The organism is Bradyrhizobium sp. AZCC 1721, assembly GCF_036924715.1.
Taxonomy (GTDB): Bacteria; Pseudomonadota; Alphaproteobacteria; order Rhizobiales; family Xanthobacteraceae; genus Bradyrhizobium.
This window is the reverse complement of record NZ_JAZHSB010000001.1, coordinates 6,427,924-6,452,262: the sequence shown is the minus strand read 5'-3', so window position 1 is coordinate 6,452,262 and position 24,339 is coordinate 6,427,924. Positions and strand designations below refer to the sequence as shown.

Here is a 24,339-nt window from a genome sequence, read left to right as displayed (position 1 = left end):
ACCGGGACATGCCCAGCTTCTTCATCGACCGGCCGATCTTCGCCTGGGTGGTCGCGCTTTTCATCTGCCTGATCGGCGCGATCTCGATCCCGTTGCTGGCGGTCGCGCAATATCCGATCATCGCACCGCCCTCGATCTCGATCTCGACCAGCTATCCCGGCGCGTCGCCGGAGAACCTCTACAACAGCGTCACGCGGCTGATCGAGGAGGAACTCAACGGCGCCTCCGGCATCCTCAATTTCGAATCTACCTCTGACTCGCTGGGACAGGTCGAAATCATCGCCAACTTCGTGCCCGGCACGGAGACGGGTGCGGCGTCGGTCGAAGTGCAGAACCGACTCAAGCGCGTCGAGGCTCGGCTTCCGCGCGCGGTGATCCAGCAGGGCATCCTGGTCGAGGAGGCCTCCTCTGCCGTGCTGCAGATCATTACGCTGAATTCGGCCGACGGCTCGCTCGACGAAATCGGCCTCGGCGACTTCATGATCCGCAACGTGCTCGGCGAGATCAGGCGCATTCCCGGCGTTGGCCGCGCCACGCTCTATTCCACCGAACGTTCGCTGCGGATCTGGGTCGATCCGGCCAAGCTGGTCGGCTACGGCCTTACCGCCGACGACGTCAACAAGGCGATCTCGGCGCAGAACGCCCAGGTCGCCTCGGGCAGCGTCGGCGCCGAGCCGAGCACGCCGGAGCAGAGGATTTCCGCGCTGGTGCTGGTCAAGGGTCAGCTCTCATCGCCGGATGAATTCGGCGCCATCACGCTGCGCGCCAATCCGGATGGATCGACGGTGCGGCTGCGCGACGTCGCCCGCATCGAGATTGGCGGCCTGAGCTACCAGTTCAACACGCGGCTCAACGGCAAGCCGACGGCGGGCCTTTCGGTGCTGCTGTCGCCGACCGGCAACGCGCTTGCCACCGCCAGCGCCGTCGAAGCCAAGATGAAGGAATTGTCAAAATTCTTTCCGGCCAATATCGGTTACGAAATCCCGTACAACATCACGCCCGTCGTCAAGGCCTCGATCAACAAGGTGTTGATGACGCTGGTGGAAGCGGTGGTGCTGGTCTTCATCGTGATGTTCCTGTTCCTGCAGAACATCCGCTACACCATCATTCCGACCATCGTGGTGCCGGTGGCGCTGCTCGGCACCTGTGCGATGCTGATGGCGGCCGGCTATTCCATCAACATGCTGACCATGTTCGGCATGGTGCTGGCGGTCGGCATTCTCGTCGACGACGCCATCGTCGTGGTCGAGAACGTCGAGCGGATCATGGCGGAAGAGGGCCTGCCGCCGAAGGAAGCGACCCGCAAGGCGATGTCGCAGATCACCAGCGCCATCATCGGCATCACGCTGGTGCTGATGGCCGTGTTCGTGCCGATGGCGTTCTTCCCGGGTTCGGTCGGCATCATCTATCGCCAGTTCTCGGTCACGATGATCTCGGCCATCGCTTTCTCCGCGCTGCTGGCCCTTTCGCTGACGCCGGCGCTATGCGCGACGTTGTTGAAGCCGGTCGAGGCCGGCCACGGCCATGCGCGCAAGGGCGTGTTCGGCTGGTTCAACCGCGTGCTCGAGACGAGCCGTGGCGGCTATTCGCGCACCGTGCAGGGCTCGCTGAAGCGCACCGGGCGTTTGATGCTGATCTACGCCGCGCTGCTCATCGGCCTCGGCTGGGCCTTCGTCCGGCTGCCCGGCGGCTTCCTGCCGGTCGACGACCAGGGCTTCATCACGACAGACGTGCAGACGCCGTCCGATTCCTCCTACGCTCGCACCGAAGCGGCGGTCGGGGCCGTGGAGAAGTATCTGCTCAATCGCGCCGGCGTCGAGGACGTCACGTTCCTCACCGGCTTCAGCTTCCTCGGCCAGGGCATGAACACCGCGCAGGCCTTCATCACGTTGAAAGACTGGTCGGAACGGGGCAAAAAGGATTCCGCCGCCGCGATCGTCGCCGACATCAACCGCGAACTCTCGTCGATCCGCGACGCCAGGATCTCGGCGCTGCAGCCGCCGCCGATCGACAACCTCGGCAATTCCTCCGGCTTCTCGTTCCGCCTGCAGGACCGCGGCCAGAAGGGCTATCCGGCGCTGGTCGCCGCATCCGACCGGCTGATCGCGGAAGCCAACGCCAGCCCCATCCTGCAGAAGGTCTATGTCGAGGGCCTGCCGCCAGCGCCGCAGGTCAATCTGATGATCGACCGCGAGAAAGCCGGCGCATTCGGCGTCACCTTCGAGGACATCAATCAGACGATTTCGACCAATCTCGGCTCGAACTATATCAACGACTTTCCGAACCGCGGCAGGATGCAGCGCGTGATCGTGCAGGCCGACCGCGCCAGCCGCATGAACGCCGACGACATCCTCAATTACAACGTCAAGAACAGCCGCGGTCAGTTGGTGCCGTTCTCCGCTTTCGCCACGGTCCAGTGGTCGAAGGGGCCGACCCAGATCGCGGGCTTCAACTACTATCCCGCCGTGCGCATCTCAGGCGAAGCCAAGCCCGGCTTCACCTCCGGCGATGCCATCGCCGAGATGGAGCGGCTGGCCAACAAGCTGCCGCGCGGCTTCGGTTTCGAATGGACCGGCCAGTCGCTGCAGGAAAAGCTGTCGGGCTCGCAGGCGCCGTTCCTGCTCGGCCTCTCGGTGCTGGTGGTGTTCCTGCTGCTTGCTGCGCTTTATGAGAGCTGGACCATTCCGCTTGCGGTCTTGCTGACGGTGCCGCTTGGCATCTGCGGCGCGGTGATTGCCGCGACCATGCGGGGGCTACCGAACGACGTCTACTTCACCGTCGGCCTGATCACCATCATTGGCCTGGCGGCGAAAGACGCCATCCTCATCATCGAATTCGCCAAGGATCTGCGTGCGCAAGGTAAGCCGCTGATCGAAGCCACGGTCGAAGCCTGTTCGCTGCGCTTCCGCCCGATTTTGATGACCGGCCTAGCCTTCGTCTGCGGCGTGCTGCCAATGGCGATTGCGACGGGAGCCGGCGGCGCCAGCCAGCAGGCGCTCGGCACCAGCGTGATGGGCGGCATGATCGCGGTCGTGATCCTGGCGCTGTTGATGGTGCCGGTGTTCTTCGTCTCTGTGCAGCGCGTGCTGGCGGGGGACCGGGAGAAGGCGGAGGAAGCGGCGGCAGCCGAGGTGGCTGGCCCGCCGGCGCCGGTGAAGTCATAGACGCTGTCATGCTCCGTGACCCCGCGACGCCAGGGCTTGGCAGGGACTTGCGGTCTCGGGCCGTCGAGAAGCCTTGGCGCAGGCGGCGGCCGATGCATCCAGTCCGTGAACTCATAAAGTTGCCGGGCTGACGCCGCGCCAGAGTCCGCCATGCCCCGATAGCCGACGTGCTACTGCATAGCAGCGAAACGACGCTATGTGCCGGAAGCGGACAGCCGCGCAGGCCGCGAGCGATCTGGTGCACGACCGCGCAGTCATTCCCTTCGGGTTGCGTTAAGGCAAATAGCGGGGTTTCCGAAATTCCTCATCGATGCATCCACGCCCTCGAAATCGAAAGCAGTGTGTGACCGATGACGCTGAGGAGCGCGGCGATGCCCCATATAGTGAACATGTTCTCTTTGTAGCTTGCAGAAAAGCCAGCGCCTTCGGCGATCACATCGCCGATATACTTCCACCAGCCGGTGAGAGTGCCCGGCAACCCACCAGTCGCATCAGCAGTCGCAAGCATGACTCCCGAGATCACGGGGAGATAGAAGACGAGAACCGCGGATGCGGCGAGAACACGGAAAATGAATCGCATGAGGCCTCCAATGCGCGCAATGATGGCCGCGAACTCACCGAGCGGTTGTCTTCAGTCCCTTTGAGGACAGCATATCGAAACAACGTCCGCTTCGCTTGTACTCATGAATGCGTGCGTAGCTGCCCCTGTACGAGGTTTGAGAGCCAAGGCCGGGCCACCTCACCCATTGGCCCTGTGATTGGAGGCTAGGCCTATGGCGCAGCAGCGAGATCAAGACAGCAGCGCCCTCGGGCTAAATAGCCTCCACCAGCGTCCCAATGAGACGCAACAACTCTTGATGCTCCGGTCCGTCTCCGCCTCGCGCTAAGAATTCCCTGATCTCTAACTTCTCCGTGCGTCCGCCGGAAGAGACGTTGGGCACGTGCACAACAGAAACTCTGTCAGCGTCACAGGCTAGGTACCAGCGTGCCCCGTTCGAGCTGCAGTATAGCTCTCTGGCGGCGGCAGAATGCGAGAAGACGCCGAACTCGTGCATCTTGGCAACAAGGTCGACGGCACCATCGCGTCCAGTGTTCTGCGGAACATGCTCAATCGTCGCCTTCGCGTCTTCCGGTATCATCATGTTCACCTGCTGGACTGGCGCGGCGGTTGGGAAGTACCTGCCGCGTGTTCGCCCAAGCGACGGCCGGCTTCAGCAGCTTCGTCGAGCTTCGACGCGACACCTCGCGACGAGTCGTACCATCGACGGACAATCTCGGCTGCAGTCTCTCGTCCACCGAGCCCGAAGGCCAGACCGAGCGCGAGAGCTGCTGCGCCGACGACAGCCGTGAACAGCGTGTTGGCCAACGTCTGTGCAACACCGATCTGGTTCACGGCTATGACGATGGCGAAGGCCCACACCATGACCTTTGCAATCTTGGCGAGGAGGTCGGGATTGCCCAGGTCGGCCTGTGCCGTGGCGCCTCGGACCAAGTTACCCAGGGCATTCGCCGCCAAGCCACCGATGACGAGAACGACGATTCCGACGATAAGGTTGGGAATCCACAACAGGAGTTGTCGCAACACGTCCGAAACAGCCGGTAGACCCAAAGCGTCGAACGCAACCACAAGCGCGATCAGCCTGATGAACCATTTCGTCGTGAGGGCAATCGCTCCCGAGGCATCAGTCTCCAGCCCCATGTTATGAACGAAGCCGGTGAACCCCGATTGCGTGGATAGTTCGTTGAAGCGGACTCGCCGAAGCACCGCCGCGATTGCGCTTGCCACTAAGGCCGCGACGAACCAGCCGATAATTAGGATCGCGGCAAATGCAAGGATCTTGGGAATGGCGGCGAAGAATACGGCCATCGCGGCCGCAAGGGATGTGAGCAAAGCCTCGCTCCAATCCCGAATGCTCGTAAACGTCGTATTCATGGTGACTTCCTCCCGGTGAGGGCGCGGACGGCTTCGTCCCCGTCCAGCGCGCGGAACTCACAAAGTCAACACCGTGAACACCGGAAAGGTTCTGACGCTTGCAGTTCTAAGTCAGAACTTTGGGGTGAGACGGGGATTTTGCAGCTGCGAAGGCGGCACCGATCCCATCCCGGCGAGCAGCCGGACCATGCATCGCCGCGCGCGATCGCCGCCTTAGCGGCGCATGTCGGCCAGCATCCGGATGACGCGTTCGGCAGCTTCCACCGTTGAATGGCGCCAGCGGAATTCGGATCGCGATGGATCACGCGCTTGGTCAGAACCGGTCCCCGGAACGGAAGACGGTTCGGTCAGATTGGTCTTCGGCAGGAGCCATTTCGATGCGGATGACGAAGGAACGGCAGCCCGCCATGAGGACGCTGCGGGGCTGGGCCGTCTCCGTGTTGCAGGAAGCCGGAGCGATCCGCGATGCGAGGAGCATGGCTGGATGCAGGCCCGCGCTGATCCCCCATGCCCAAGAGCGCGCTCTCGTCATCGCCCGTCAGGATCCGCCGTCCGGCGTCTCTCCGGAGGCGGCCGTCGCTGAAGTTCGGGACGTCCTGGACTCGCTCGGCGACACCTGCCCGGAGTGTCTGCCAGCCTGATTGCGCTTGCTGCGATCGGCAGACGACCGGCGATTGCGATGGAATGTTCTTCTTGAAAGTCCGTGAGGTCGGTCGGATACTGGAGCAGGTCCTTGCCACCAGCAATCCCAGGAGGACGATCATGCCGATCCAGATCGTGATGGACCGCAGCGGCGACCGCCGTCACCCCTTCAATTCGGATGACGCACAAGAACTGGCGAAAGCGGAGCAGCGGTTCTACGAGCTCACCAATGCCGGCTTCACCGCGGCAGTTAGGACGGGTCCGGGTCAGACCTCGCACCTACGATCGTTCGACCCCACTGCGGAAGAAACTGTCTTCTTCCCCAGGCTGGTCGGCGGGTAACCGGCCCGGCCATGTTCGGCTTTCGACCGTGGCCGCCGGGCGGCCGCTCGCGCATAAGCGCGACGCGAGCCCTCTTCATCAGGCACGGCGCCGAGGGCACGCCGGAGGGCCGCTCGCTGCGGCTCTTGCGAGAATGGTTGTCGCCGGCACAGCGAGAGCAGTTCACCAGAAAGGGCTACTTCGAGGTCGTCGGAAGCGACAGCGGAAAGCGGTACAGGATCCACGCCGGGGCCTCGGTGAATGTGTGCGAGATCGACAAAAGAGGTCGCCTGCAGGAGGGGCTGTGTTTCATGCCGATCGGCGCTCTGCCGATCGGAGACGTCATGCTTGCCCAGAAGATCGCGCTGGAGACATGCGAGGGCCAGGCGCGCGCCGTGGCCAGGAGGTTTACTCCGAACAATTTCCATTTCAGGCAAAGCCGACCTCTCGGCTGAGAACGCAAATCGGCGTCGTTGCTGTGGCGGAGCCGCTCTATGCCGACTTACGCTGGTGTTTGGCAACCAGGGCGATGTTTATGCCAAGCTTTTTCATGACTTTTTCCTCTGAAGAGACGCTGTCATGCTCCGTGACCCCGCGACGCGCAGGGCTTGGCAGGGACTTGCGGTCTCGGGCCGTCGAGAAGCCTTGGCGCAGGCGGCGGCCGATGCATCCAGTCCATGCACCCATAAATTTGCCGGGCTGATGCCGCGCCAGAGTCCGCCATGCCCCGATAGCCGACGTGCCGCTGCATGCAGCGAAACGACGCTATGGGCCACCAGGTGACATTCGAAACGAAAGAGGCCGCCAACTGAGGCGGCCTTACTTGAACAAGGCGAATATACCGATGATTGCGGCTACCACTGCTAGCCAGATGACACCGAAGGCGAGCAGGACGACAACGCTCTGCGGTAGTGCAGCTAGTAGCGGTATCCGCCTTTGCACTTGATCTCTTCCTTATACTCGCCGCCGCGCTCCCACTTGCGTTCGATCTTACAGTTTCCTTGGCGGAATTCCTGCTTGTATTCGCGGTCATAACCATAGGCGCGGTGCCCGCGATCATAGTAGCCCCAGCGGCCTTTGCCGCTCTCGTCTTTCCATGGATCGGCAGCGGCCGGAGCCGCCAGCATTGTGAGTGCGCAGAGCGCGGCGAGTGCGTATTTCATTGCCCATCCTCCTCTGGCGTCTCATCTGGTTACGCTTAGCGCCGTGCGGTTGTTCATTGGCTGAAACCGGCGTTCATGCAGCGTTCATTCGCGCATCGATCTCGCAAAAAATGCTCGCAAAATCAAAGTGGGTCACTCAGTTAATCGGCCTTTACCGGCGGCTTGGGGCCAGAAGCTGACCTCGGCGGCGCTTGCTCTAGACGTCTCTAAGCTCCAAGGGCGATGCGCCGATCCCATGCCCCCCGCGTGCAATGCGGCGTAACAATCGGCGCGAGGCTAGGGAACCGTGTGCCGCGGGCAACAGTTACCTCTGCGACGAAGCGGAGTGGCGCCGTCGGACGTTGATAGTTCAGGACGGCGCAGTGTATCTTTACTTTCTAGACCGAACCATCGGCAGACTTGGGGGCGAAGGAAGGCCATGCGCGCCTTGATCCTAGCATTGTGCATCCTAGCGATCGTCGACAGCGCGCACTTTGCTAAGGCTGGTCTGAGCAGCACGCCTCGCGAAACGTTGGCCCCCGCCGAAACGGCAATCGCTACCGACGAAGCGACTCAGGAGACCGAGGAACAGATCGGCCTCACCAAGGCAAAGCGTCGTGGAGTGCAACGTGGGCTAACCAAGCTCGGGTTCAAGACCAAGGTCAATGGGAAGTTCGACGAATCGACTCGCGCCGTCATCGCGCGCTGGCAGGAGGAGCACGGCTACCCTACCACTGGCTTTCTCAACGCCGCCCAGCACAGGGTACTAACGGAAGCCGCGGCAGAGGCTGGCAAATCCGGCCGTCAAGACCGTCGTCGCGCTGGGAGCCGTACTCGCCATTCGCGTGGTGTCGGCGGTCCAATCGGCGCGATCGGCGGCGCGGTGCACGGCGTTGTGGGGGGTGTGGTGGGCGGACTATTCCGCAGGTGACTCGTCCAGCCTCAAGATAGTTGGAAATACGTCCTGAGCAGCCTAGCACTTTGTAGGACGGCTGTGACGATCGAATCGCCTAGGGCGAACTCAGGGCATGCGCGTGGCTAGGGGCCGGAGCGTTATGTCGGAGATGGGTCCATTTTCCGACCGACTTAGCCGGGTATCTCACCGGTTGATGTCCGTGTTGCCCTGGAAGCAGACCTGAAGCAGAAGGGGCGAAATGCGACTCCGGCAGCCGCCGTTGGGCCCTCGTGATGCCGCTAGTCAAAATCGCACATGTGCAGCAAATGCTGCCGCACGCGGCGGTCTTAGATACGAAACATGGTGACAGGGCTCGGCTTTACTCGTCCTTCCATTTGATCGAGCAGCCAATAGACGCCTTTTGGTCAGCCGGCGCCAGACCGGTGGTCGCAATCGCGCGCATGGCCTCGACAAGCTCTCGGGGCGCCCCCGCGCGAGGCGGAGTTGTGCGGCCTTCGTCGAGCCGGCCGCGATACTTGAGCTTGCGGTCGGCATTGTAACCGAAGAAGTCCGGCGTACAGACCGCTCCATACGCCCGAGCGACTGTCTGGGTCTCGTCGTGGAGATATGGAAACGGGAAATCATGAGCCTTCGCGAAACGCTTCATATTCTCAAATGAGTCTTCGGGATAGCTCGCCGCATCGTTCGAGCAAATCGCCACAAAGCCTATGCTCTCCGTCATCAGCACGCGGGCGTCCGAAACCATGCGGTCGATCACCGCTTTAACATAGGGACAATGGTTGCAGATGAAGACGACGACCGTGCCTTTTTCGCCCGCAACGTCGTCCAGTGCGTAAGTCTTGCCGTCGGTGGCCGGAAGCCGAAACTCCGCCGCAGGCGTATCAAGAACGACTTGAGTAGCTGTTGTCGCCATATCGCACCTCCTTGTGCCCAAATATATGCTGACGGGGGGCACAGTTTCCAAAGCCTGCTCGCCAGTCGCGTCGTTTTGGCCATACGTCAGGCATTTCCGGTCGACCCTTAACAGCCGACATTTGGACGAGCGCGGGATTTCGTCGGTGTGGGCCAAAAGCTGCCATTGCGGATTGACACGATGGCGCCCGTGCATTGCGCGGCACTACTCCTTGCAGGTAGAGTGGGCAATGCGGATCAGTATCGGTAGCCGTAGCGGCCGGGCTTGCACTTCACCTTCTCTTCGTATTCGCCCTTTTTCCACTCGACCTCGCAGCCGCCGGCGGTGCGAAACTTGGATTTGCGCTCCGAGTCGCCCCACCCGGTATCACCGCGCCAGCGGCCCTTACCACTCTCGTCCTTCCAGGGATCAGCGGAGGCAGCACCGGCCGCGAACATCAATGCGGCCGCACATAGTACCGTGCACAAGGACATTTTCATCGCGTTCTCCCGTCGGTGCGGCCGCGACAACAACGCCTACTGCGCGCGGCGGTTCCGCGCCAAGGCCCCATGCATGGTGCGCGTGCCTGCGAGTCAACACCCATATCGAAGCGCAGATGGTTGCGGCCGAAGCCGACGTCCTCAATGTCCGAATCGGGGCCATAACCGGACTCGTGCGCCGCAGAAGAGTGCCGCTATTCAATCACCTCGTGGACATTGGAGAACTACTCGGGCAACCCCGCTTTGCGAAAACCCTCAATCATCAGCTTCGCATTTGTTGATATCCGGCTCCGAGCGATCCACGCCGATATTGTGAAAGCGGGGTCGATCTCAACCGCACGAGCCGCCGCCTCACGGGCCTCAGCGTCGCGTCCGAGATGGGCGAAAGCGGACGCGAGGCAGCGGTACGGTCCTGGATAGCCAGGGTTCTGCCGCAGGGCTTTCTTCCCTGCAACGATGGCCTCGTCAAAGCGACGAAGCTCAATAAAGGCAAATCCCATCCCGGTAAACGCTGTGTATAGTTGCGGGTCTACTGGGCTCATGCGCATGGCACGTTCAAAGCTCCGGATCGCTTCCTCTGGCTGCCCCGCAATCTTATAGACCCAGCCTCTGCAGTGCCACGCGCGATATGAATTTGGGTTGAGCTTAACCGCCCGGTCGGACATCTCGATCTCAGTCTCACAATCGCCGACCAGAAGTGCCGAGATCAAGGCAGCACTTGCCAACGTGTCTGGATCACCATCGTCGAGGCTCAATGCCAAGCGCATGAGCCGAACGGCTTCCTTGCGTTCGAATTGAAGATCGATGGCGTAGTTCCTAACCACGTTTTCCGCGTGACAGGCGCCTGCCAGAGCGGCAGCACCAGCAAGCCCAGGGTCAAGCTCCAAGGCACGCTGGACCAGTCGGAGTGCCTCGGCCAACCCTTCGCGAGTCAATGGGACGGCTTGCTGTATAGCCCGGAGCAAAAGATCATACGCGGTGAGGTCTTCCGGTCGCCGCCGCGTCGCCATTGCAATTTCTGTTTGAAACAACTTTGGCTGAATAGCTGAGACAACGGCGACCGTGATGTCGTCCTGCAGCGCGAAAATTTCTGTCATGTCACGCTCGAACTTGTCCGCCCAAATGTGTGCGCCCGTAGCCGCTTCAATCAACTGGCCCGTGATGCGAACTTTCCCCGACGCCTTGCGCACCGCCCCCTGAAGGACATAGCGCACGCCAAGCCTGCGCCCGACTTCCTTGATGTCGACGGCTTTGCCCTTGAAGGTGAAACTCGAATTTCGAGCGATCACGAACAACCATTTGAACCGCGAAAGCGCGGTAGTGATCTCCTCAACCATCCCGTCCGCAAAGTACTCCTGCTCGGGATCGCCAGACATGTTCGCGAACGGCAGCACGGCGATGGAGGGCCTGTCGGGAACAAGAGCGCTCTCGGGCGCATCGCCCGGATTTGGGCCCGCAACTTCTCGCGCCTCCCGCACCTGTCCGACGAAGCGGAAGCCCTTGCGCGGTAGTGTTTTGATGAAGCGCTGTTCCTCGCCGGAATCGCCGATTGCACCCCGGGCGGCATTCAGGCGGGTCGTCAGCGCCGCGTCAGAGACGCTGCGCCCATTCCAAATGGCTTTGATGAGGTCGTCCTTGCTGACAACCCGCTCCCTGTTGCGGATCAGGTAAGCGAGCAGGTCAAAAACCTGCGGTGTGATCGACACCGCATCGGTCCCCCGATGCAGCTCGCGCCGGTCGGTGTCGAATGCGCATTCCTCGAAAAGATAGCGCAAGCTGCCATTCCTTCTCGGTGGCGCCTCTGTACTAGCGCATGAAGAGTAAGCCGCCGGTAAGAGAAATGTAAGCCACCAGTTAAGCCCGCCCGCGCATCTTGCGGCAACTTCTGCCTAGTGAACAGTCCAGACAGGACACATGCTAATGAGCACGATCCGCGAGACCACTGAGCTGGGGCCGGTAACCGCAAGGCGGCAGGCGTACAGTCCTCTCGAAACATATTGGAATGCATTTCAGGAGTGGCGCAAACGCCGGAGATTACTGGCCAACTTGTGCGACTTAAGTGACAGGGAGCTTATGGATATCGGTATTACGCGCGGCGAAATCGACTACGTCGCCTCGCACCGAGATTGCGATCCGCGAGGCATCCTATCCGGTAAATGAATGTCGATATCTGGCAGCGGTGGACGGTCGGAATGGTCACTACCATAGGCGTCGTGGCGCAGACGCTGACTTCCGATATGGGTCAAAACTCAGAAATCTGAGTGCGCAACTGGGAAGCCCGCTTTGCCCTCAACAACGGGCATCGTCAACCAAACCCTGTCAGGTCCGAAAAGGGCCAGACTCGGAAGTTCCCGATTTTTGCGACACTATTGCCCTGCACTTGCGAAAGCCGCCTGGGAGCCGGCGTTACCTCTCTTCAGCTCAGGGCAGATGCGACGGCAAAGCGAACTAGAGAGCGGGCAATTGCCGAATTCACCGCCCGAGGTAAAATCGATTGCACCGAGACCGCTGGTAATCTTACTCAAACGGTCGTTATCCGACTTCAATTATCAGTATCCGGGATATCCGACGAATACCGACGGCTTTGCGCGGAGGATGATCCGATGGAGTCCAGCAGTGCAGATTCTTCAACGATACTAGACCGCATTCTTGATGCGGCGGCGGACAATCTCAGGATCGCAAAGATTCTGGTTCAGATGGGTCTCGATCCGAACAACATCACCTACGACGCACTATTCAACCGGCTGCTGGAAATTGTGCTGGCCAACATCACGCTTGCCAATATGTTCGCCCTGGTTGGCGCCATCTTTCTTGTCGCTACCTTGCTGATGCATACAATGGTGCCGCTGCGCGTCGCGAACATGGCCGGCTGTACATTCTTCGTCGCCTTTGGCGCGCTCTCCGGAAACGTCGGGACTTTTATCCTGTATCTGCTGTTGCTGCCGATCAATGCAATTCGCCTCCGCCAGATGCTCAATCTGATCAAGAGGGCACGCATCGCGACGGAGGGCGATACCTCGTTGGAATGGCTCAAACCGTTCATGACCGAGCGCAAATATCGCAGCGGCGATAAATTGTTCAAGAAGGATGATGCGGCCACCGAGATGTTCCTGACGGTCACTGGAAAGTTCCTGGTCACGGAGATCAGCGTCGAAATTCCGCCGGGACGTCTCATGGGCGAACTTGGCTTCCTTACTCCCAATAAAAGGCGAACCGCGACCGTCGAATGCATAGAAGACGGACAAGTCCTGACCATAACTTATGAAAGGCTGCTCGAAATCTACTTTCAAAATCCGCAATTCGGCTATTACTTTCTCGTCCTGACCAGCCAGCGCCTGCTGGAAAACATCTCGCGGCTCGAAGGAATTATCGCACAAGAGAAAGCCGCACGGCAGACTCTAGCTACGGATGACATAGCTTAACCTTTGGCTCTTGATGTCCCGCACTTTTGGTAACAGGACATCCCGACGCAGTGCGGGTCTCGCGAGGCAACAATTTCCGGTTCGGGTCATTCGCGTCGATTCCGCGATGGCCACGCGGAGTCCGGTTCAGCCCAATGATCATCTCAGCGTTCGTCGCTTGCTCCTGAGGCTTGCCGTTCCTTCGCGTCGTAGTATTCGGCAGAGAACTGAATTGACCATCTCGAGAAGAACGAACGCAATTTCTGAGTGGGCCTTTCGACGCCGAAATGTTCGGCGACATGCGCGTTGCCCAGCCACCTTACCGCCGATGCGAGGCCGGCGGTGCGCTCGAGCCTTTCAACCGCCGCGACGCCGGCGGTATCTGCCTGCCGATAGCGAAAACCGACCTTTTTGATCACATACAGGCGCTTGATGGTTTCATAGCTCTTGAATACGCGCTGAACGAACGGATGTTTCTTGGCCTGTGGCCAGGCGGCCGGGTACACCGGCAGCACCAAAAGCTTGCTCTTGGCGATGACCGTTGCCAGCGGATGCAAGAGTTGCATCCAAGCCGGCCAGGACGTGACCTTGGCAAACAATATCGCGTGCATTGCCGTTGCAGCCCCGAAAGAGATCGGGAGCCAAAGTACCGCACCCAGGATCACGAGCAATGCGGTGTTCGGAGTGAGATGTCGGCATTTTCGGAACACCCATGCCATGCCGCTTTCAAAGGCAATGTACACAGCATGTTCGAACGCCCGATAGCTGATTTTCCGCCGGAGCCACCACCAGTTCCGGCGGATCGATAGACTCCACTGTCGACGTTTCGTCTCGGAAAGGGGAAGGAAGCGCAACGCGCCGCTTATGATAGTAACGATGACATTGCCAAGAACCCTGGCCGCGAAGAGCGGAAGCCAAACAATCTGCATTGCTAAAGGGAAGGCGTAGTCGAGCAGCCGCATCAAGATCGAAAGAATGAAACGCAGGATTTTGTTTGCAGCGAGCGCGACAAAAACAAGTGGGATGATTATCACATCGTCGAGGGCACCGCGGAAGCGGCCTTCCTCGGTCCATGCCAGGTTATGATCATGGGTCACGGTGCAACGGCTCCGGGCCGAAGACAGGGGATCGTGCCGGCTCAAAGTAGCACACTGTAAGGGCCAGGGGATGGCCTCAGCTACCGTTCGTTGAGCGACTCCCGATGTCCGCAACGGGTCAATCGCTACGTGGGCGACCCAGCGGCAAGTCCGGCCATGTCGGCTGTGCCTCCGAAAGCGGGAGTAAATTCAGAGCATTGGCGGTTTCGCTAGGGACCGGTGCGGATTGATGGCGCTACCTTGGACGTCATTCAAGCTTCGAAACCGAAGCCTCGAATCATGCGCTACGAATTCAGCGAACATGAGTGGACCGCCATTAAGCCGACGTTGCCGAACAAGCCGCGCGGCGTTCGGCGAGTAGATGGCCGCCGCGTGCTCGATGGCATCGTTGGGTTCTGCGTTCAGGTGCGCCATGGCGCGACATGCCCGCGACCTATGGCCCCCGCACGACTTGTTATAATCGCTACCATCGGTGGATGATGGTCTTGTCTCGCTGATTTGCCCGACGTGTCAAATGTCTACTTCGGCACTCGACGAGTGCCGGCTACTGTGCATGGGGTTGTTTTCAATATTTTGGCTGGGAGCGCCGAGGCTCCTCCGTGTGCTTCCACCGCCTCCGGAAGGCTGCATCACCCGATCGCGGATGAAGCGACGCGCGTGGCTTGGAACCGTCGCCCTATTTTCCCAGCGGCCCGAGTATCTTCACCAGTTCGCCGTGCACGAACTCGTTGCCGCAGACCACGTGCCCGGTCTTCAGCGCGTCGTCATTACCCTCGATCCCCGAGATCGTGCCGCCTGCTTCCCGCACCATGATCTGCCCCGCTGCGATATCCCACGGCGACAGGTTGCGTTCCCAGTAGCCGTCGAGGCGGCCGGCGGCGACAAAGGCGAGGTCGAGGGAAGCTGCGCCGAAGCGGCGGAAGCCGGCGACCTTGTTTTGCAGCGCGGCCATTTCCTTCAGCGCCAGCGCATGGTCGCCGCGGCCGATATGCGGCAGGCCGCAGGCGACCACGCATTCGTTGAGCTGGCGGCGGCCGGCGACCCGCAGCCGCTGGTCGTTGAGGAACGCGCCCTTGCCACGCTCCGCGATGTACAACTCGTCATTGGCCGGGTTGTAGATCACGCCGGCAATGACGGTGTCTTCGCGCCGCAGGCCGATCGAGATCGCGAACTGCGGAATGCCGTGCAGGAAGTTGGTGGTGCCGTCGAGCGGATCGACGATCCAGGTGTGGGTCTTGTCGGCGCCCTCGCGCGTGCCGCCTTCCTCGCCGATGAAGCCGTAGCCGGGCCGTGCCTTGGCGAGGTCCTCGTACAGCATTTCCTCGGCGCGCTTGTCGGCCTTGGTGACGAAGTTCGCCGGCCCCTTCAGCGACACCTGCAGATGCTCGATCTCGCCGAGGTCGCGCTTGAGGCTGCGGCCGGCGCGACGCGCGGCTTTCACCATGACGTTGATAAGGGCTGAATACAGCATGATGCGAGCGCTTATAGTGAGAGGGAACGGCGCAATGCCGTCAGGGTTTAGGGACTGGGTGCCCTGCTGATATGCCGCCGTCAAGGCGTGATTTGTCGGCGGTACCGGTCCATTTCCGCGCCGCCGCCTCTACCTTGGCGCGATCCTCGGGATTGAGCTCCGAGAGCCTCTCATCCAGTTCGGGATCGCCCTTGCCGGCGGTCTTGGCGACAAGGTGCCACTTCAGGCCTTCGATCTTGTCCATCTGCACCCCCAAGCCGCTCACGAGCACGCGGGCGAGGCGGTTCTGCGCGATCGGCGAGTTCTGCCGCGCTGCCTTCCGCAACAGCGCGACCGCCGCAACCTGGTTCCTCGGCGTGCCGGTGCCGTTGAACAGCGCGATCGCGTACTCGACCTCGGCGTCGACATTGTCGGCCAGCGATGCCGCCTGCAGCAGCCGCACCGCCTTGTCGATGTCCTTCGGCACGCCGGTGCCCTCCTTGTAGAAGGTAGCTAACGCGTATTGTGCTTCCGGACTGCCTGCGTCGGCTGCAACGCGCAGCAGTTCGGCAGCGCGCCGGACATCCTGCGGCAGCGTGTTGCCGTCGAGGTAGAGCAGCGCCAGATTGTAGGCCGCCTTCGGGTTGCCGAGCTTGGCCGCGGAGGCCAGGAGCTTGACGGCCTGCTCCCGATTGGTAGACCCGCCTCGGCCGGACAGCCGCATCATAGCGAGCGCGAACATGCCCTCGCGGTCGCCGGCATCGGCCGCACGCTGGTACCAATCGGCGGCCTTCGCATAGTCGCGCTTGATGCCGAGCCCGTTGGCGTAGAGCTCGCCCAGCATCGTCATCGCCTTTGGGTCGCCGTTATATTGCGCGCGCGTCGTCGCGAGATCGAACGCCGTCTTGTACATGCCGCGCTGGTAGGCGCCGTAGACGAGATCGACGTTGGGATCCTCGAAGGCCGCCGTGGGCGAGGGGGCGGGCGTGGGCGTTGCCGCCGGTTTGGGTGCTGCCGCCGGCTTCGGCGGCGCGGCGGGCTGCTTCGCCGCAGGCGGTGCTTTTGGCTTGGGCGGCGCTTCCTTTTTCGCCGGCGGCGGGCCGGCGGGCGGCTGCGCGGCAGGCGGCGTCGGCGAGACCTGCGCGGAAGCGCCGGCCATCGTCATCAAGAGGCCCGCAAGCAGCGATATGGGACGCAGGAGTTTCATTGTCCGGCGTTATCCGCGCCCGGCCTTATCCGTGCCGGACTTATCGATACCAGCTCTGGCTTTTCCGAACGCCGCTTCGTACGCTTGCGCGATTGCCTGCGCGGCGTCGATCAGCGCCGCCTTGGCGCCGCGCGGGTCGGCCCAGATGAAATCGCCGACCAGCACGAAATCGGCGCCGGCAGCCGCAAATTCGAAAAGCTCCTCGCGCGAGGCGGCAAAGCCGACGCAGGGCGGCTCGAACAGTTCATCCCACCATTGCAGGCGTTCGGCAATCGCTTCAGTCGATGGCCGCTGGCCCTTGGCATCGGGCTCGCCGAACAGCACGTAGTCGGCGCCCGCTTCGCCCGCGGCCATCGAATCGTGCCGCGTGGCAAGGCCGCCGACGCCGGCGATGCGGTCCGGCTTCAGCGACGGCCAGGCGTCTTCCAGCGCGGCGAGGCCGGTCAAATGCGCACCGTCGGCGCCGGCACGCGCCACCAACTCGACATGGCCGTCGAGCAACAGCGCCGCGCCGCCATTCTGGATCGCGGGCGCGAGTGCTTTCACGCGCGCGATCATCGTGCGCTGGTCGGTCTGCTTCAGCCGCAGCAGCACCGCCGCGACGTCGGCCGCGGCCAACAGCTCCGGAAGCTGGTTTGCGAGCTGTGACGGATCGTCCACCTCGGGCGTCGCGAGATAGAGGCGCGGCGCCGGGCGCGGCGGAACGGGTTTGTTGGACAAGTCTAGGCGACCTTCTTTTCCTGGCCGGTGTCCCACTCACCCTTGCTCGCCAGCGCGTTCATTCGCGCACGGTGTGTGAACGCGCGCTGGCCTGCGGCGACGTTCTCGGCCTTACCCGACCACGCCTTCTGCGGCGCCGCCTGCAGCGCCCGGCCATAGGAGAAGGTCAGCCGCCAGGGCAGGCCGCCGATCCGGTTCATGGCATTCAGATGCGCGGTCGCTTCCTCATCGGATTGTCCGCCGGAGAGGAAGGCGATGCCGGGCACGGCCGCGGGAACGCACGCCTTCAGGAGACGGACGGTTTTCTCCGCAACTTCCTCGACGGAAGCCTGCTTTCCGCACTTCTTGCCTGAAATGGCCATGTTGGGCTTCAGCACCATGCCCTCGAGCTCGACACGCTGGACCCGCAATTCCTGGAATGTCTTGTTCAGCACACGCTGGGTCACGTCGTAGCAGCGGTCGATATCGTGATCGCCGTCCATCAGCACTTCCGGTTCGACGATCGGCACGATCTGCGCCGCCTGGCACAGCGCGGCGTAGCGCGCCAGCGCATGCGCGTTGACGTGGATCGCCGTCTGCGTGGGGATGCCGCTGCCGATATCGATCACTGCACGCCACTTGGCGAAGCGCGCGCCGCGCTCGTAATATTTCTTCAGGCGCTCGGCGAGCTTGTCGAGGCCGACGGTCACCAGTTCGCCCGGACAGTGCGGCAGTGCTTGCGTTCCTTCATCGACCTTGATGCCGGGGATGGCGCCGGACTGCTCGATCAGCTTGACCAGCGGCGTGCCGTCCTTGGCGTTCTGCCAGATGGTTTCGTCGTAGAGGATGACGCCCGAGACGTACTTGCTCATCGCCTCGGTGGAGCGGAACAGCATTTCACGGTAGTCGCGGCGGTTCTCCTCCGTGGATTCGACCTTGATGGCGTCAAAACGCTTCTTGATCGTGCCCGAGGATTCGTCGGCGGCGAGAATGCCCTTGCCTGGGGTGACCATGGCGAGGGCAACCTTGTTGAGGTCAGCAAGATTCATGGGAACGTTCTCCGAAAACATCATGCCCTTGCGCACCAAAATAGGCGGTTCTCGGGCAATTGCCTAGAAAACGTTCGTCGCACCCCGGGTGTTTGCAAGGCGCGGGGCGCCGGCTCAGGCGACCCGCGGGTCCAGTTCACCCTTGCCGTACCGCTTGGCCATTTCGGCCGTCGTCAGCACCTTCTTGATCTTGCTGGCCTGGCCTGCGGTATTGAATTCCTGCAGCCGCTGCTTGCACAGCTTGGCCATCGCTTCCATCGCGGGCTTGAGATATTTGCGCGGGTCGAACTCTTCCGGATTGTCCTTGAAGACTTTGCGGATCTGCCCGGTCATCGCCATCCGGTTGTCGGTATCGATGTTGATCTTGCGCACGCCGTTCTTGATGCCGCGCTGAATCTCGGACACCGGCACACCCCAGGTCGGCTTCATCTTGCCGCCATTGGCATTGATGATTTCCTGCAGGTCCTGCGGCACCGAGGAGGAGCCGTGCATCACCAGGTGCGTGTTCGGCAGCTTGCGATGGATTTCCTCGATCACGTTCATGGCGAGGATGTCGCCGTCCGGCTTGCGGGTGAACTTGTAGGCGCCGTGCGACGTGCCCATCGCGATCGCCAGCGCGTCGACCTTGGTCTCCTTGACGAACTTCACGGCTTCGTCGGGGTTGGTGAGCAACTGGTCGTGCGACAGCTTGCCCTCGGCGCCGTGGCCGTCTTCCTTGTCGCCCATGCCGGTCTCCAGCGAGCCGAGCACACCGAGTTCGCCTTCCACCGAGATGCCGCCGAGATGGGCCATGTCGGTGACCGTCTTGGTCACGCCGACATTGTAATCCCAGTCGCCGGGGGTCTTGCCGTCAGCCTTGAGCGAGCCGTCCATCATGACCGAGGTGAAGCCGGCCTGGATCGCGGTCATGCAGGTCGCGGGCTCGTTACCGTGGTCGAGATGCACGCAGACCGGGATCTGCGGATAGATTTCGGTGACCGCGTCCATCATGTGCCTGAGCATCACGTCGTTGGCATAGGAGCGCGCGCCGCGCGAGGCCTGGATGATGACGGGCGCGTCGACCGAGGAGGCAGCCTCCATGATGGCGAGCGCCTGCTCCATGTTGTTGATGTTGAACGCCGGCACCCCGTAATCGTGCTCTGCCGCATGATCGAGCAGTTGACGCAAGGTAATGCGAGCCATTCAAATTCTCCTGTATTTGCCGCGCCTTCGGCGCTTCATTGAGTCCTGGTCTAACGCAGTTTGAGAACTTCGACGCCAGGAAGCGGTTTGCCTTCCATCCATTCGAGAAACGCGCCGCCGGCCGTCGAGACGTAGGAAAAATCATCGGCCACGCCGGCCTGATTCAGCGCCGCGACCGTGTCGCCGCCGCCGGCGACCGAGATCAGTTTCTTCGCCTTGGTGCGCTCCGCTGCGTGCTTGGCCGCAACCACCGTGCCGCGGTCGAACGGTGTCATTTCGAACGCGCCGAGCGGGCCGTTCCAGACCAGCGTCGCGGCGTCGTCGATCGCGGCGTGAATCCGCGCGATCGATTGCGGCCCGACGTCGAGGATCATGCCGTCGGCCGGGATGGCGTCGAGACCATAGGCGTGCGAGGGCGAGTTGGCGGCGAAGTGATAGGCGACCACGGCATCGACGGGGAGGATGATGGCGCAGTTCGCAGCGGTGGCTTTTTCCAGGATACGCAGCGCCGTCGCGGCGAGGTCTTTTTCCGCCAGCGACTTGCCGACGCCGACGCCCTGCGCGTGCAGGAAGGTGTTGGCCATGCCGCCGCCGATCACCAGCGCATCGACTTTGGTAACGAGATTTTCGAGCAGGTCGATCTTGGTGGAGACTTTTGCGCCGCCAATGATCGCGATAACCGGCTTGGTCGGCGCTTCCAGTGCTTTGCCCAGCGCGTCGAGTTCGGCCTGCATGGTGCGGCCGGCGTAGGCGGGCAGCTTGTGGCCAAGACCTTCGGTCGTAGCGTGCGCGCGGTGCGCCGCCGAAAAGGCGTCGTTGACCCAGATGTCGCCGAGCTTTGCCAGTTCGGCTACGAACGCCGGATCGTTTTTCTCTTCCTCTTTATGGAAACGGGTGTTTTCCAGGCAGAGGATATCGCCGTCCTTCATGGCGCCGACGGCCTTGGCGGCAGCCTCGCCGATGCAGTCGTCGGCAAACGCAACCGGCTTCTTGATGACGTGGCTGAGCGCTGCCGCGACGGGTTTCAGCGAATCCTTGGCGTCGCGCCCCTTCGGGCGGCCGAAATGGGCGAGCAGGATCACCTTGCCGCCCTTGTCGGAAATTTCGGTGATGGTCGGCGCGACGCGCTCGAGCCTGGTCGCGTCGGTGACGCGGCCGTTCTCCATGGGCACGTTGAGGTCGACGCGCAGCAGCACGCGCTTGCCCTTCACGTCGACGTCATCGAGGGTGCGGAATGTTTTCGGCATTTGCGCTCTCTTGTCCCGGGCGCACTGCGGCGCCAAGCGCCGCTGTGCAGAACCGGGACCTCTACGCTGGAGTGGGTCCCGGCTCTGCGTCGCGTCACTTCGTGCCGCGCCGCGTCCGGGACACGAGACTTACAGCAGCTTCCCCATCGCCACGGCGGTGTCCGCCATGCGGTTGGAGAAACCCCATTCATTGTCGTACCAGGACATCACGCGCACCAGCGTGCCGTTCTGCACCTTGGTCTGGTCCTCGTGCAACGTCGACGAGTGGGGATCGTGGTTGAAGTCGATCGAGACATTCGGCGCGGTGGTGTAGCCAAGGATGCCCTTGAGCTGCTGCTCGGAGGCGCGCTTCATCGCCGCGTTGATTTCCTTGGCATCGGTTGCGCGCTTGGCGACGATCTTGAGATCGACCACCGAGACGTTCGGGGTCGGCACGCGGATCGCGACGCCGTCGAGCTTGCCCTTCAGTTCGGGGAGCACGAGGCCGATCGCCTTCGCCGCACCGGTCGAGGTCGGGATCATCGACATCGCCGCCGCACGGCCGCGATAGAGATCCTTGTGCAGGGTGTCGAGCGTCGGCTGGTCGCCGGTGTAAGCGTGGATCGTGGTCATGAAGCCGGTCTCGATGCCGACGGTGTCGTTCAAGACCTTGGCGAGCGGCGCCAGGCAGTTGGTGGTGCAGGAGCCGTTGGAGACGACCAGGTGATCCTTGGTCAGCGTGTCATGGTTGACGCCGTAGACGATGGTGGCGTCGGCGTTGTCGGCGGGCGCCGAGACCAGCACGCGCTTGGCGCCGGCGGTCAGATGTGCGGAGGCCTTGTCCTTGGCCGTGAAGATGCCGGTGCATTCCAGCGCAATGTCGACGCCGAGCGCCTTCCACGGCAGCTTCGACGGGTCGCGCTCGGCGGAAACCTTGATCTTGCCGTTGCCGAGGCTGATCGAGTCGCCGTCGACGGTCACGGTGCCGGGGAAACGGCCATGCACGGAATCGAAACGCAGCAGGTGGGCGTTGGTCTCGACCGGGCCGAGATCGTTGATGCCGACCACTTCGATATCCTTGCGGCCGGATTCTGCGATGGCGCGCAAGATATTGCGGCCGATGCGGCCAAATCCGTTGATCCCGATGCGGACTGCCATGCTGGTTTCTCCTCTGATAGCCGGTGCCCGCCCCGCGGAGACGTTCCACGGAGGTGCTGACGGCGGAACGCCCGGTTCGGCCGGGCGGGAACGGTCAAGATGGGGGTTTAGGTAGTCCTTTTTCCCCCACAGCTCAACCGTCAGCCCACGCGCTTCAGGACAGCGTTAACCGCAGCCTCGGCTGTAATTCCGAAGTGCTTGAAAAGGTCCTTGGCCGGAGCGCTGGCCCCGAAACCGTGCATGCCGATGAATTCACCATCTTGGCCGATCACGGCGTCCCAGCCCCAGCGTACCGCGGCCTCGATGGCGACCTTGATCGGCGCATTGCCGATAATGGCTTTCTTTCGGTCCGCCGGCTGCGCCAGCAGGAGCTCGAGCGAGGGTACCGAGACCACCCGCGACGCGATGCCACGCTCGCTCAGTTGCTTTTGGGCTGCCACCGCGATCTCGACCTCGGAGCCCGAGGCGAACAGCGACACTTTTGCCTCGCCCTGCGCCGCGACCAGCTCATAGGCGCCATGCGCGCAAGGATTATCGTTGGGGGCACTGGTGCGAAGCTGCGGCAGGTTCTGGCGGGTCAGCGCCAGTACCGTCGGGCCATCGACCCGGTTGAGCGCCAGTTCCCAGCATTCCGCGACCTCGACGGCGTCGCACGGGCGGAACACGCGCATGTTGGGAATGGCGCGAAGCGCCGCGAGATGCTCGACCGGCTGATGCGTCGGCCCGTCCTCGCCGAGCCCGATCGAATCATGGGTCATCACGTAGACGACGCCCGCGCCCATCAGCGCGGCGATCCGCATCGCGGGTCGGGCATAGTCCGTGAACACCAGGAAGGTCGCGCCGTTCGGCGCGAAGCCGCCATGCAGGAAGATGCCGTTCATCGCCGCGGCCATGCCGTGCTCGCGGATCCCGTAATGGATGAAGCGGCCCTTCGGCGCCTTGGCCGAGAACGCCACGGCCGACTTCGCCTTGTTGTTGTTGGAGCCGGTGAGGTCGGCGGAGCCGGCGAGGAATTCCATCGGCATCGCAGCGGCGATCGCCTCGATCGCGGCTTCCGAAGATTTCCGCGTGGCAACATTCAGCGGCGATTCCAATAGCGCCTTCTTGTGCGCCCGCAGCGCCTTCGAGAGCGCGGCCGGCCGCTCGTGCCGCATCCGCCGCTCGAACTCGGCGCGCTTGCGCGGGCCGAGCTCGGCGAAAACGCTTTCCCATTCCTCGCGCGCGGCAGCGCCGCGGCTACCGGCGGCACGCCATGCCTTCAGCACATCGTCAGGCACCGAGAAGGCGTCGAGCGAAATGCCGAGCTTTTCCTTGGCGCCCTTGAGCTCGTCGGCGCCGAGCGCCTCGCCATGGGCCTTCGCCGTGCCGGCCCGCGTCGGCGCGCCGTAACCGATCGTGGTCTTGCAGGAGATCAGCGACGGCTTGTTGGATTTTTGCGCGCGGGCGATCGCGGCGGCAATCGCCTTCGGGTCCTGGCCATCGATCAGTTCGGCCGCCCAGCCCGCGGACTTGAAGCGCTTAACCTGGTCGACCGAATCGGCGAGCGAGGTCGGGCCATCGATCGAGATGCCGTTGTTGTCATACAGCACGATCAGCTTGTTCAGCTTCCAGTGCCCGGCCATCGCGATCGCTTCCTGCGATACGCCTTCCATCAGGTCGCCGTCGGAGGCGAGCACGTAGGTGTGGTGGCTCACCACCTTCTTGCCGAACTCGGCGGCCAGCATCTTTTCCGCCAGCGCCATGCCGATCGAGGTAGCGATGCCCTGGCCGAGCGGGCCGGTGGTGGTCTCGACGCCGCTGGTCTCGAAATTCTCCGGATGTCCCGGCGTCTTGGAGCCGAGCTGACGGAAATTCCGGATCTGATCGAGCGTCATGTCCTTGTTGCCGGTCAGGTACAGCAAGGCATAGAGCAGCATCGAGCCGTGGCCGGCCGAGAGCACGAAGCGGTCGCGGTCGGGCCAGGTCGGAGCCGCCGCATCGAATTTGAGGAACTGCGTGAACAGTACGGTCGCGATGTCGGCGGCGCCCATTGGCAGGCCGGGATGGCCGGATTTCGCCTTTTCGACGGCATCCATGGCAAGCCCGCGAATCGCATTGGCCATACGGGTATGATCGACCTGCGTCATGATGGAAATCCGCCTGAAATGAGGTGCTTGGTTAGGGTATGTACCGGGCGAAGGCCGCAATACGGGCGTGTTTGAGGGAAAGTGCGGGCTGGATAGCACCTCAATCCCCGGGAGTCCAAGGCGTGGAAACGCCCTTGCCATGCGAAAAGTTGCTTAGCAGTGCATAGCTTCGCGCGGGCGTTGCGCTTGGCTCGCTTGCCACGTAAATTTCGTGCTCTAACCGCTTGCCGAACC

At 62.4% G+C, this 24,339-nt stretch carries 22 protein-coding genes and 2 pseudogenes; 8 read left to right on the top strand and 16 right to left on the bottom strand.

Annotation, left to right across the window (positions count from 1 at the left end; translation table 11 throughout):
* Nucleotides 1-8: 8 nt before the first annotated feature.
* A complete protein-coding gene (locus V1273_RS30830; RefSeq protein ID WP_334411817.1) occupies nucleotides 9-3,164 on the top strand; it encodes a multidrug efflux RND transporter permease subunit in 3,156 nt (1,051 codons plus the stop codon).
* Between the two features lie 304 nt (nucleotides 3,165-3,468).
* Here V1273_RS30830 and V1273_RS30825 read toward each other — a convergent pair whose 3' ends face one another.
* From V1273_RS30825 to V1273_RS30815, 3 genes are all read right to left on the bottom strand, one after another.
* Nucleotides 3,469-3,744: a hypothetical protein gene (locus V1273_RS30825; protein ID WP_334365132.1), complete on the bottom strand. Its 276-nt coding sequence runs from the start codon at nucleotides 3,742-3,744 to the stop codon at nucleotides 3,469-3,471.
* A gap of 232 nt (nucleotides 3,745-3,976) precedes the next feature.
* Nucleotides 3,977-4,306, bottom strand: coding sequence for a hypothetical protein (locus V1273_RS30820; protein WP_334365131.1), 330 nt, complete (start codon nucleotides 4,304-4,306; stop codon nucleotides 3,977-3,979).
* Between the two features lie 2 nt (nucleotides 4,307-4,308).
* Entirely contained in the window at nucleotides 4,309-5,097 is a 789-nt protein-coding gene (locus tag V1273_RS30815) for a mechanosensitive ion channel family protein (protein WP_334411816.1), read from the bottom strand.
* A 377-nt stretch (nucleotides 5,098-5,474) separates the two neighbouring features.
* Between V1273_RS30815 and V1273_RS30810 the strand changes: the two are divergent.
* The 3 genes and pseudogenes from V1273_RS30810 (at nucleotide 5,475) to V1273_RS30800 (ending at nucleotide 6,515) form a co-directional block, all read left to right on the top strand.
* Nucleotides 5,475-5,738, top strand: a pseudogene (locus V1273_RS30810) (hypothetical protein).
* A 121-nt stretch (nucleotides 5,739-5,859) separates the two neighbouring features.
* The gene (locus V1273_RS30805; protein WP_334365129.1) at nucleotides 5,860-6,081 is read left to right on the top strand and encodes a hypothetical protein; all 222 of its coding nucleotides are present in this window, start codon (nucleotides 5,860-5,862) and stop codon (nucleotides 6,079-6,081) included.
* 11 nt (nucleotides 6,082-6,092) lie between these two features.
* The gene (locus V1273_RS30800) at nucleotides 6,093-6,515 is read left to right on the top strand and encodes a hypothetical protein (RefSeq protein WP_334380118.1); all 423 of its coding nucleotides are present in this window, start codon (nucleotides 6,093-6,095) and stop codon (nucleotides 6,513-6,515) included.
* Nucleotides 6,516-6,977: 462 nt separating this feature from the next.
* Here the strand turns inward: V1273_RS30800 and V1273_RS30795 are convergent, their stop codons facing one another.
* Nucleotides 6,978-7,223: a hypothetical protein gene (locus V1273_RS30795; RefSeq protein WP_334365127.1), complete on the bottom strand. Its 246-nt coding sequence runs from the start codon at nucleotides 7,221-7,223 to the stop codon at nucleotides 6,978-6,980.
* Nucleotides 7,224-7,641: 418 nt separating this feature from the next.
* On the opposite strand from V1273_RS30795, the gene V1273_RS30790 reads away from it, so the two are divergent.
* The gene (locus V1273_RS30790; protein WP_334380120.1) at nucleotides 7,642-8,133 is read left to right on the top strand and encodes a peptidoglycan-binding domain-containing protein; all 492 of its coding nucleotides are present in this window, start codon (nucleotides 7,642-7,644) and stop codon (nucleotides 8,131-8,133) included.
* Nucleotides 8,134-8,476: 343 nt separating this feature from the next.
* Here the strand turns inward: V1273_RS30790 and V1273_RS30785 are convergent, their stop codons facing one another.
* The 3 genes from V1273_RS30785 to V1273_RS30775 all read right to left on the bottom strand — a co-directional run bounded on the left by V1273_RS30785 (nucleotide 8,477) and on the right by V1273_RS30775 (nucleotide 11,285).
* Nucleotides 8,477-9,031 carry a thioredoxin family protein gene (locus tag V1273_RS30785; RefSeq protein WP_334365124.1) on the bottom strand — a complete coding sequence of 185 codons (555 nt, stop codon included), beginning with the start codon at nucleotides 9,029-9,031 and terminating at the stop codon, nucleotides 8,477-8,479.
* Between the two features lie 236 nt (nucleotides 9,032-9,267).
* Nucleotides 9,268-9,510, bottom strand: a complete 243-nt coding sequence (locus V1273_RS30780) for a hypothetical protein (protein WP_442894122.1) — start codon at nucleotides 9,508-9,510, stop codon at nucleotides 9,268-9,270.
* Nucleotides 9,511-9,734: 224 nt separating this feature from the next.
* Nucleotides 9,735-11,285: a winged helix-turn-helix domain-containing tetratricopeptide repeat protein gene (locus V1273_RS30775; protein ID WP_334411815.1), complete on the bottom strand. Its 1,551-nt coding sequence runs from the start codon at nucleotides 11,283-11,285 to the stop codon at nucleotides 9,735-9,737.
* A 139-nt stretch (nucleotides 11,286-11,424) separates the two neighbouring features.
* On the opposite strand from V1273_RS30775, the gene V1273_RS30770 reads away from it, so the two are divergent.
* Both V1273_RS30770 and V1273_RS30765 read left to right on the top strand, forming a co-directional pair.
* The gene (locus V1273_RS30770) at nucleotides 11,425-11,670 is read left to right on the top strand and encodes a DUF1127 domain-containing protein (RefSeq protein ID WP_334411814.1); all 246 of its coding nucleotides are present in this window, start codon (nucleotides 11,425-11,427) and stop codon (nucleotides 11,668-11,670) included.
* Between the two features lie 101 nt (nucleotides 11,671-11,771).
* Complete coding sequence (locus V1273_RS30765; RefSeq protein WP_334411813.1) at nucleotides 11,772-12,932, top strand: Crp/Fnr family transcriptional regulator; 1,161 nt, start codon at nucleotides 11,772-11,774, stop codon at nucleotides 12,930-12,932.
* Nucleotides 12,933-13,075: 143 nt separating this feature from the next.
* On the opposite strand, the gene V1273_RS30760 is transcribed toward V1273_RS30765, so the two are convergent.
* A complete protein-coding gene (locus tag V1273_RS30760; RefSeq protein ID WP_334411812.1) occupies nucleotides 13,076-14,008 on the bottom strand; it encodes a hypothetical protein in 933 nt (310 codons plus the stop codon).
* A 279-nt stretch (nucleotides 14,009-14,287) separates the two neighbouring features.
* Here V1273_RS30760 and V1273_RS30755 point away from each other — a divergent pair.
* A pseudogene (locus tag V1273_RS30755) lies at nucleotides 14,288-14,484 on the top strand (transposase); the annotation flags it as partial.
* 200 nt (nucleotides 14,485-14,684) lie between these two features.
* Here the strand turns inward: V1273_RS30755 and V1273_RS30750 are convergent.
* From V1273_RS30750 to tkt, 8 genes are all read right to left on the bottom strand, one after another.
* Nucleotides 14,685-15,479: an inositol monophosphatase family protein gene (locus tag V1273_RS30750; protein ID WP_334380130.1), complete on the bottom strand. Its 795-nt coding sequence runs from the start codon at nucleotides 15,477-15,479 to the stop codon at nucleotides 14,685-14,687.
* A gap of 40 nt (nucleotides 15,480-15,519) precedes the next feature.
* Complete coding sequence (locus V1273_RS30745) at nucleotides 15,520-16,665, bottom strand: tetratricopeptide repeat protein (protein ID WP_334380131.1); 1,146 nt, start codon at nucleotides 16,663-16,665, stop codon at nucleotides 15,520-15,522.
* A gap of 9 nt (nucleotides 16,666-16,674) precedes the next feature.
* A complete protein-coding gene (locus V1273_RS30740) occupies nucleotides 16,675-17,385 on the bottom strand; it encodes a thiamine phosphate synthase (protein WP_334411811.1) in 711 nt (236 codons plus the stop codon).
* 2 nt (nucleotides 17,386-17,387) lie between these two features.
* Nucleotides 17,388-18,413: a class I fructose-bisphosphate aldolase gene (locus V1273_RS30735; protein ID WP_334411810.1), complete on the bottom strand. Its 1,026-nt coding sequence runs from the start codon at nucleotides 18,411-18,413 to the stop codon at nucleotides 17,388-17,390.
* A 114-nt stretch (nucleotides 18,414-18,527) separates the two neighbouring features.
* Complete coding sequence (fba, locus tag V1273_RS30730; RefSeq protein WP_057842772.1) at nucleotides 18,528-19,595, bottom strand: class II fructose-bisphosphate aldolase; 1,068 nt, start codon at nucleotides 19,593-19,595, stop codon at nucleotides 18,528-18,530.
* Nucleotides 19,596-19,645: 50 nt separating this feature from the next.
* Entirely contained in the window at nucleotides 19,646-20,842 is a 1,197-nt protein-coding gene (locus V1273_RS30725; RefSeq protein ID WP_334365113.1) for a phosphoglycerate kinase, read from the bottom strand.
* 129 nt (nucleotides 20,843-20,971) lie between these two features.
* Nucleotides 20,972-21,979: a type I glyceraldehyde-3-phosphate dehydrogenase gene (gap, locus tag V1273_RS30720; protein ID WP_334365112.1), complete on the bottom strand. Its 1,008-nt coding sequence runs from the start codon at nucleotides 21,977-21,979 to the stop codon at nucleotides 20,972-20,974.
* A 140-nt stretch (nucleotides 21,980-22,119) separates the two neighbouring features.
* Nucleotides 22,120-24,105 carry a transketolase gene (gene tkt / locus V1273_RS30715; RefSeq protein WP_334365111.1) on the bottom strand — a complete coding sequence of 662 codons (1,986 nt, stop codon included), beginning with the start codon at nucleotides 24,103-24,105 and terminating at the stop codon, nucleotides 22,120-22,122.
* Nucleotides 24,106-24,339 lie beyond the last annotated feature (234 nt).

Bases quoted from the DNA above. Each gene is read 5' to 3' on its own strand.
- V1273_RS30745 (WP_334380131.1), bottom strand. From the start codon at position 16,665: ATGAAACTCCTGCGTCCCATATCGCTGCTTGCGGGCCTCTTGATGACG.
- gap (WP_334365112.1), bottom strand. From the start codon at position 21,979: ATGGCAGTCCGCATCGGGATCAACGGATTTGGCCGCATCGGCCGCAAT.
- V1273_RS30780 (WP_442894122.1), bottom strand. From the start codon at position 9,510: ATGAAAATGTCCTTGTGCACGGTACTATGTGCGGCCGCATTGATGTTC.
- V1273_RS30790 (WP_334380120.1), top strand. From the start codon at position 7,642: ATGCGCGCCTTGATCCTAGCATTGTGCATCCTAGCGATCGTCGACAGC.
- V1273_RS30735 (WP_334411810.1), bottom strand. From the start codon at position 18,413: ATGAATCTTGCTGACCTCAACAAGGTTGCCCTCGCCATGGTCACCCCA.
- V1273_RS30805 (WP_334365129.1), top strand. From the start codon at position 5,860: ATGCCGATCCAGATCGTGATGGACCGCAGCGGCGACCGCCGTCACCCC.
- V1273_RS30825 (WP_334365132.1), bottom strand. From the start codon at position 3,744: ATGCGATTCATTTTCCGTGTTCTCGCCGCATCCGCGGTTCTCGTCTTC.
- tkt (WP_334365111.1), bottom strand. From the start codon at position 24,105: ATGACGCAGGTCGATCATACCCGTATGGCCAATGCGATTCGCGGGCTT.
- V1273_RS30830 (WP_334411817.1), top strand. From the start codon at position 9: ATGCCCAGCTTCTTCATCGACCGGCCGATCTTCGCCTGGGTGGTCGCG.
- V1273_RS30820 (WP_334365131.1), bottom strand. From the start codon at position 4,306: ATGATGATACCGGAAGACGCGAAGGCGACGATTGAGCATGTTCCGCAG.
- V1273_RS30785 (WP_334365124.1), bottom strand. From the start codon at position 9,031: ATGGCGACAACAGCTACTCAAGTCGTTCTTGATACGCCTGCGGCGGAG.
- V1273_RS30770 (WP_334411814.1), top strand. From the start codon at position 11,425: ATGCTAATGAGCACGATCCGCGAGACCACTGAGCTGGGGCCGGTAACC.
- V1273_RS30800 (WP_334380118.1), top strand. From the start codon at position 6,093: ATGTTCGGCTTTCGACCGTGGCCGCCGGGCGGCCGCTCGCGCATAAGC.
- V1273_RS30815 (WP_334411816.1), bottom strand. From the start codon at position 5,097: ATGAATACGACGTTTACGAGCATTCGGGATTGGAGCGAGGCTTTGCTC.
- fba (WP_057842772.1), bottom strand. From the start codon at position 19,595: ATGGCTCGCATTACCTTGCGTCAACTGCTCGATCATGCGGCAGAGCAC.
- V1273_RS30795 (WP_334365127.1), bottom strand. From the start codon at position 7,223: ATGAAATACGCACTCGCCGCGCTCTGCGCACTCACAATGCTGGCGGCT.
- V1273_RS30725 (WP_334365113.1), bottom strand. From the start codon at position 20,842: ATGCCGAAAACATTCCGCACCCTCGATGACGTCGACGTGAAGGGCAAG.
- V1273_RS30750 (WP_334380130.1), bottom strand. From the start codon at position 15,479: ATGCTGTATTCAGCCCTTATCAACGTCATGGTGAAAGCCGCGCGTCGC.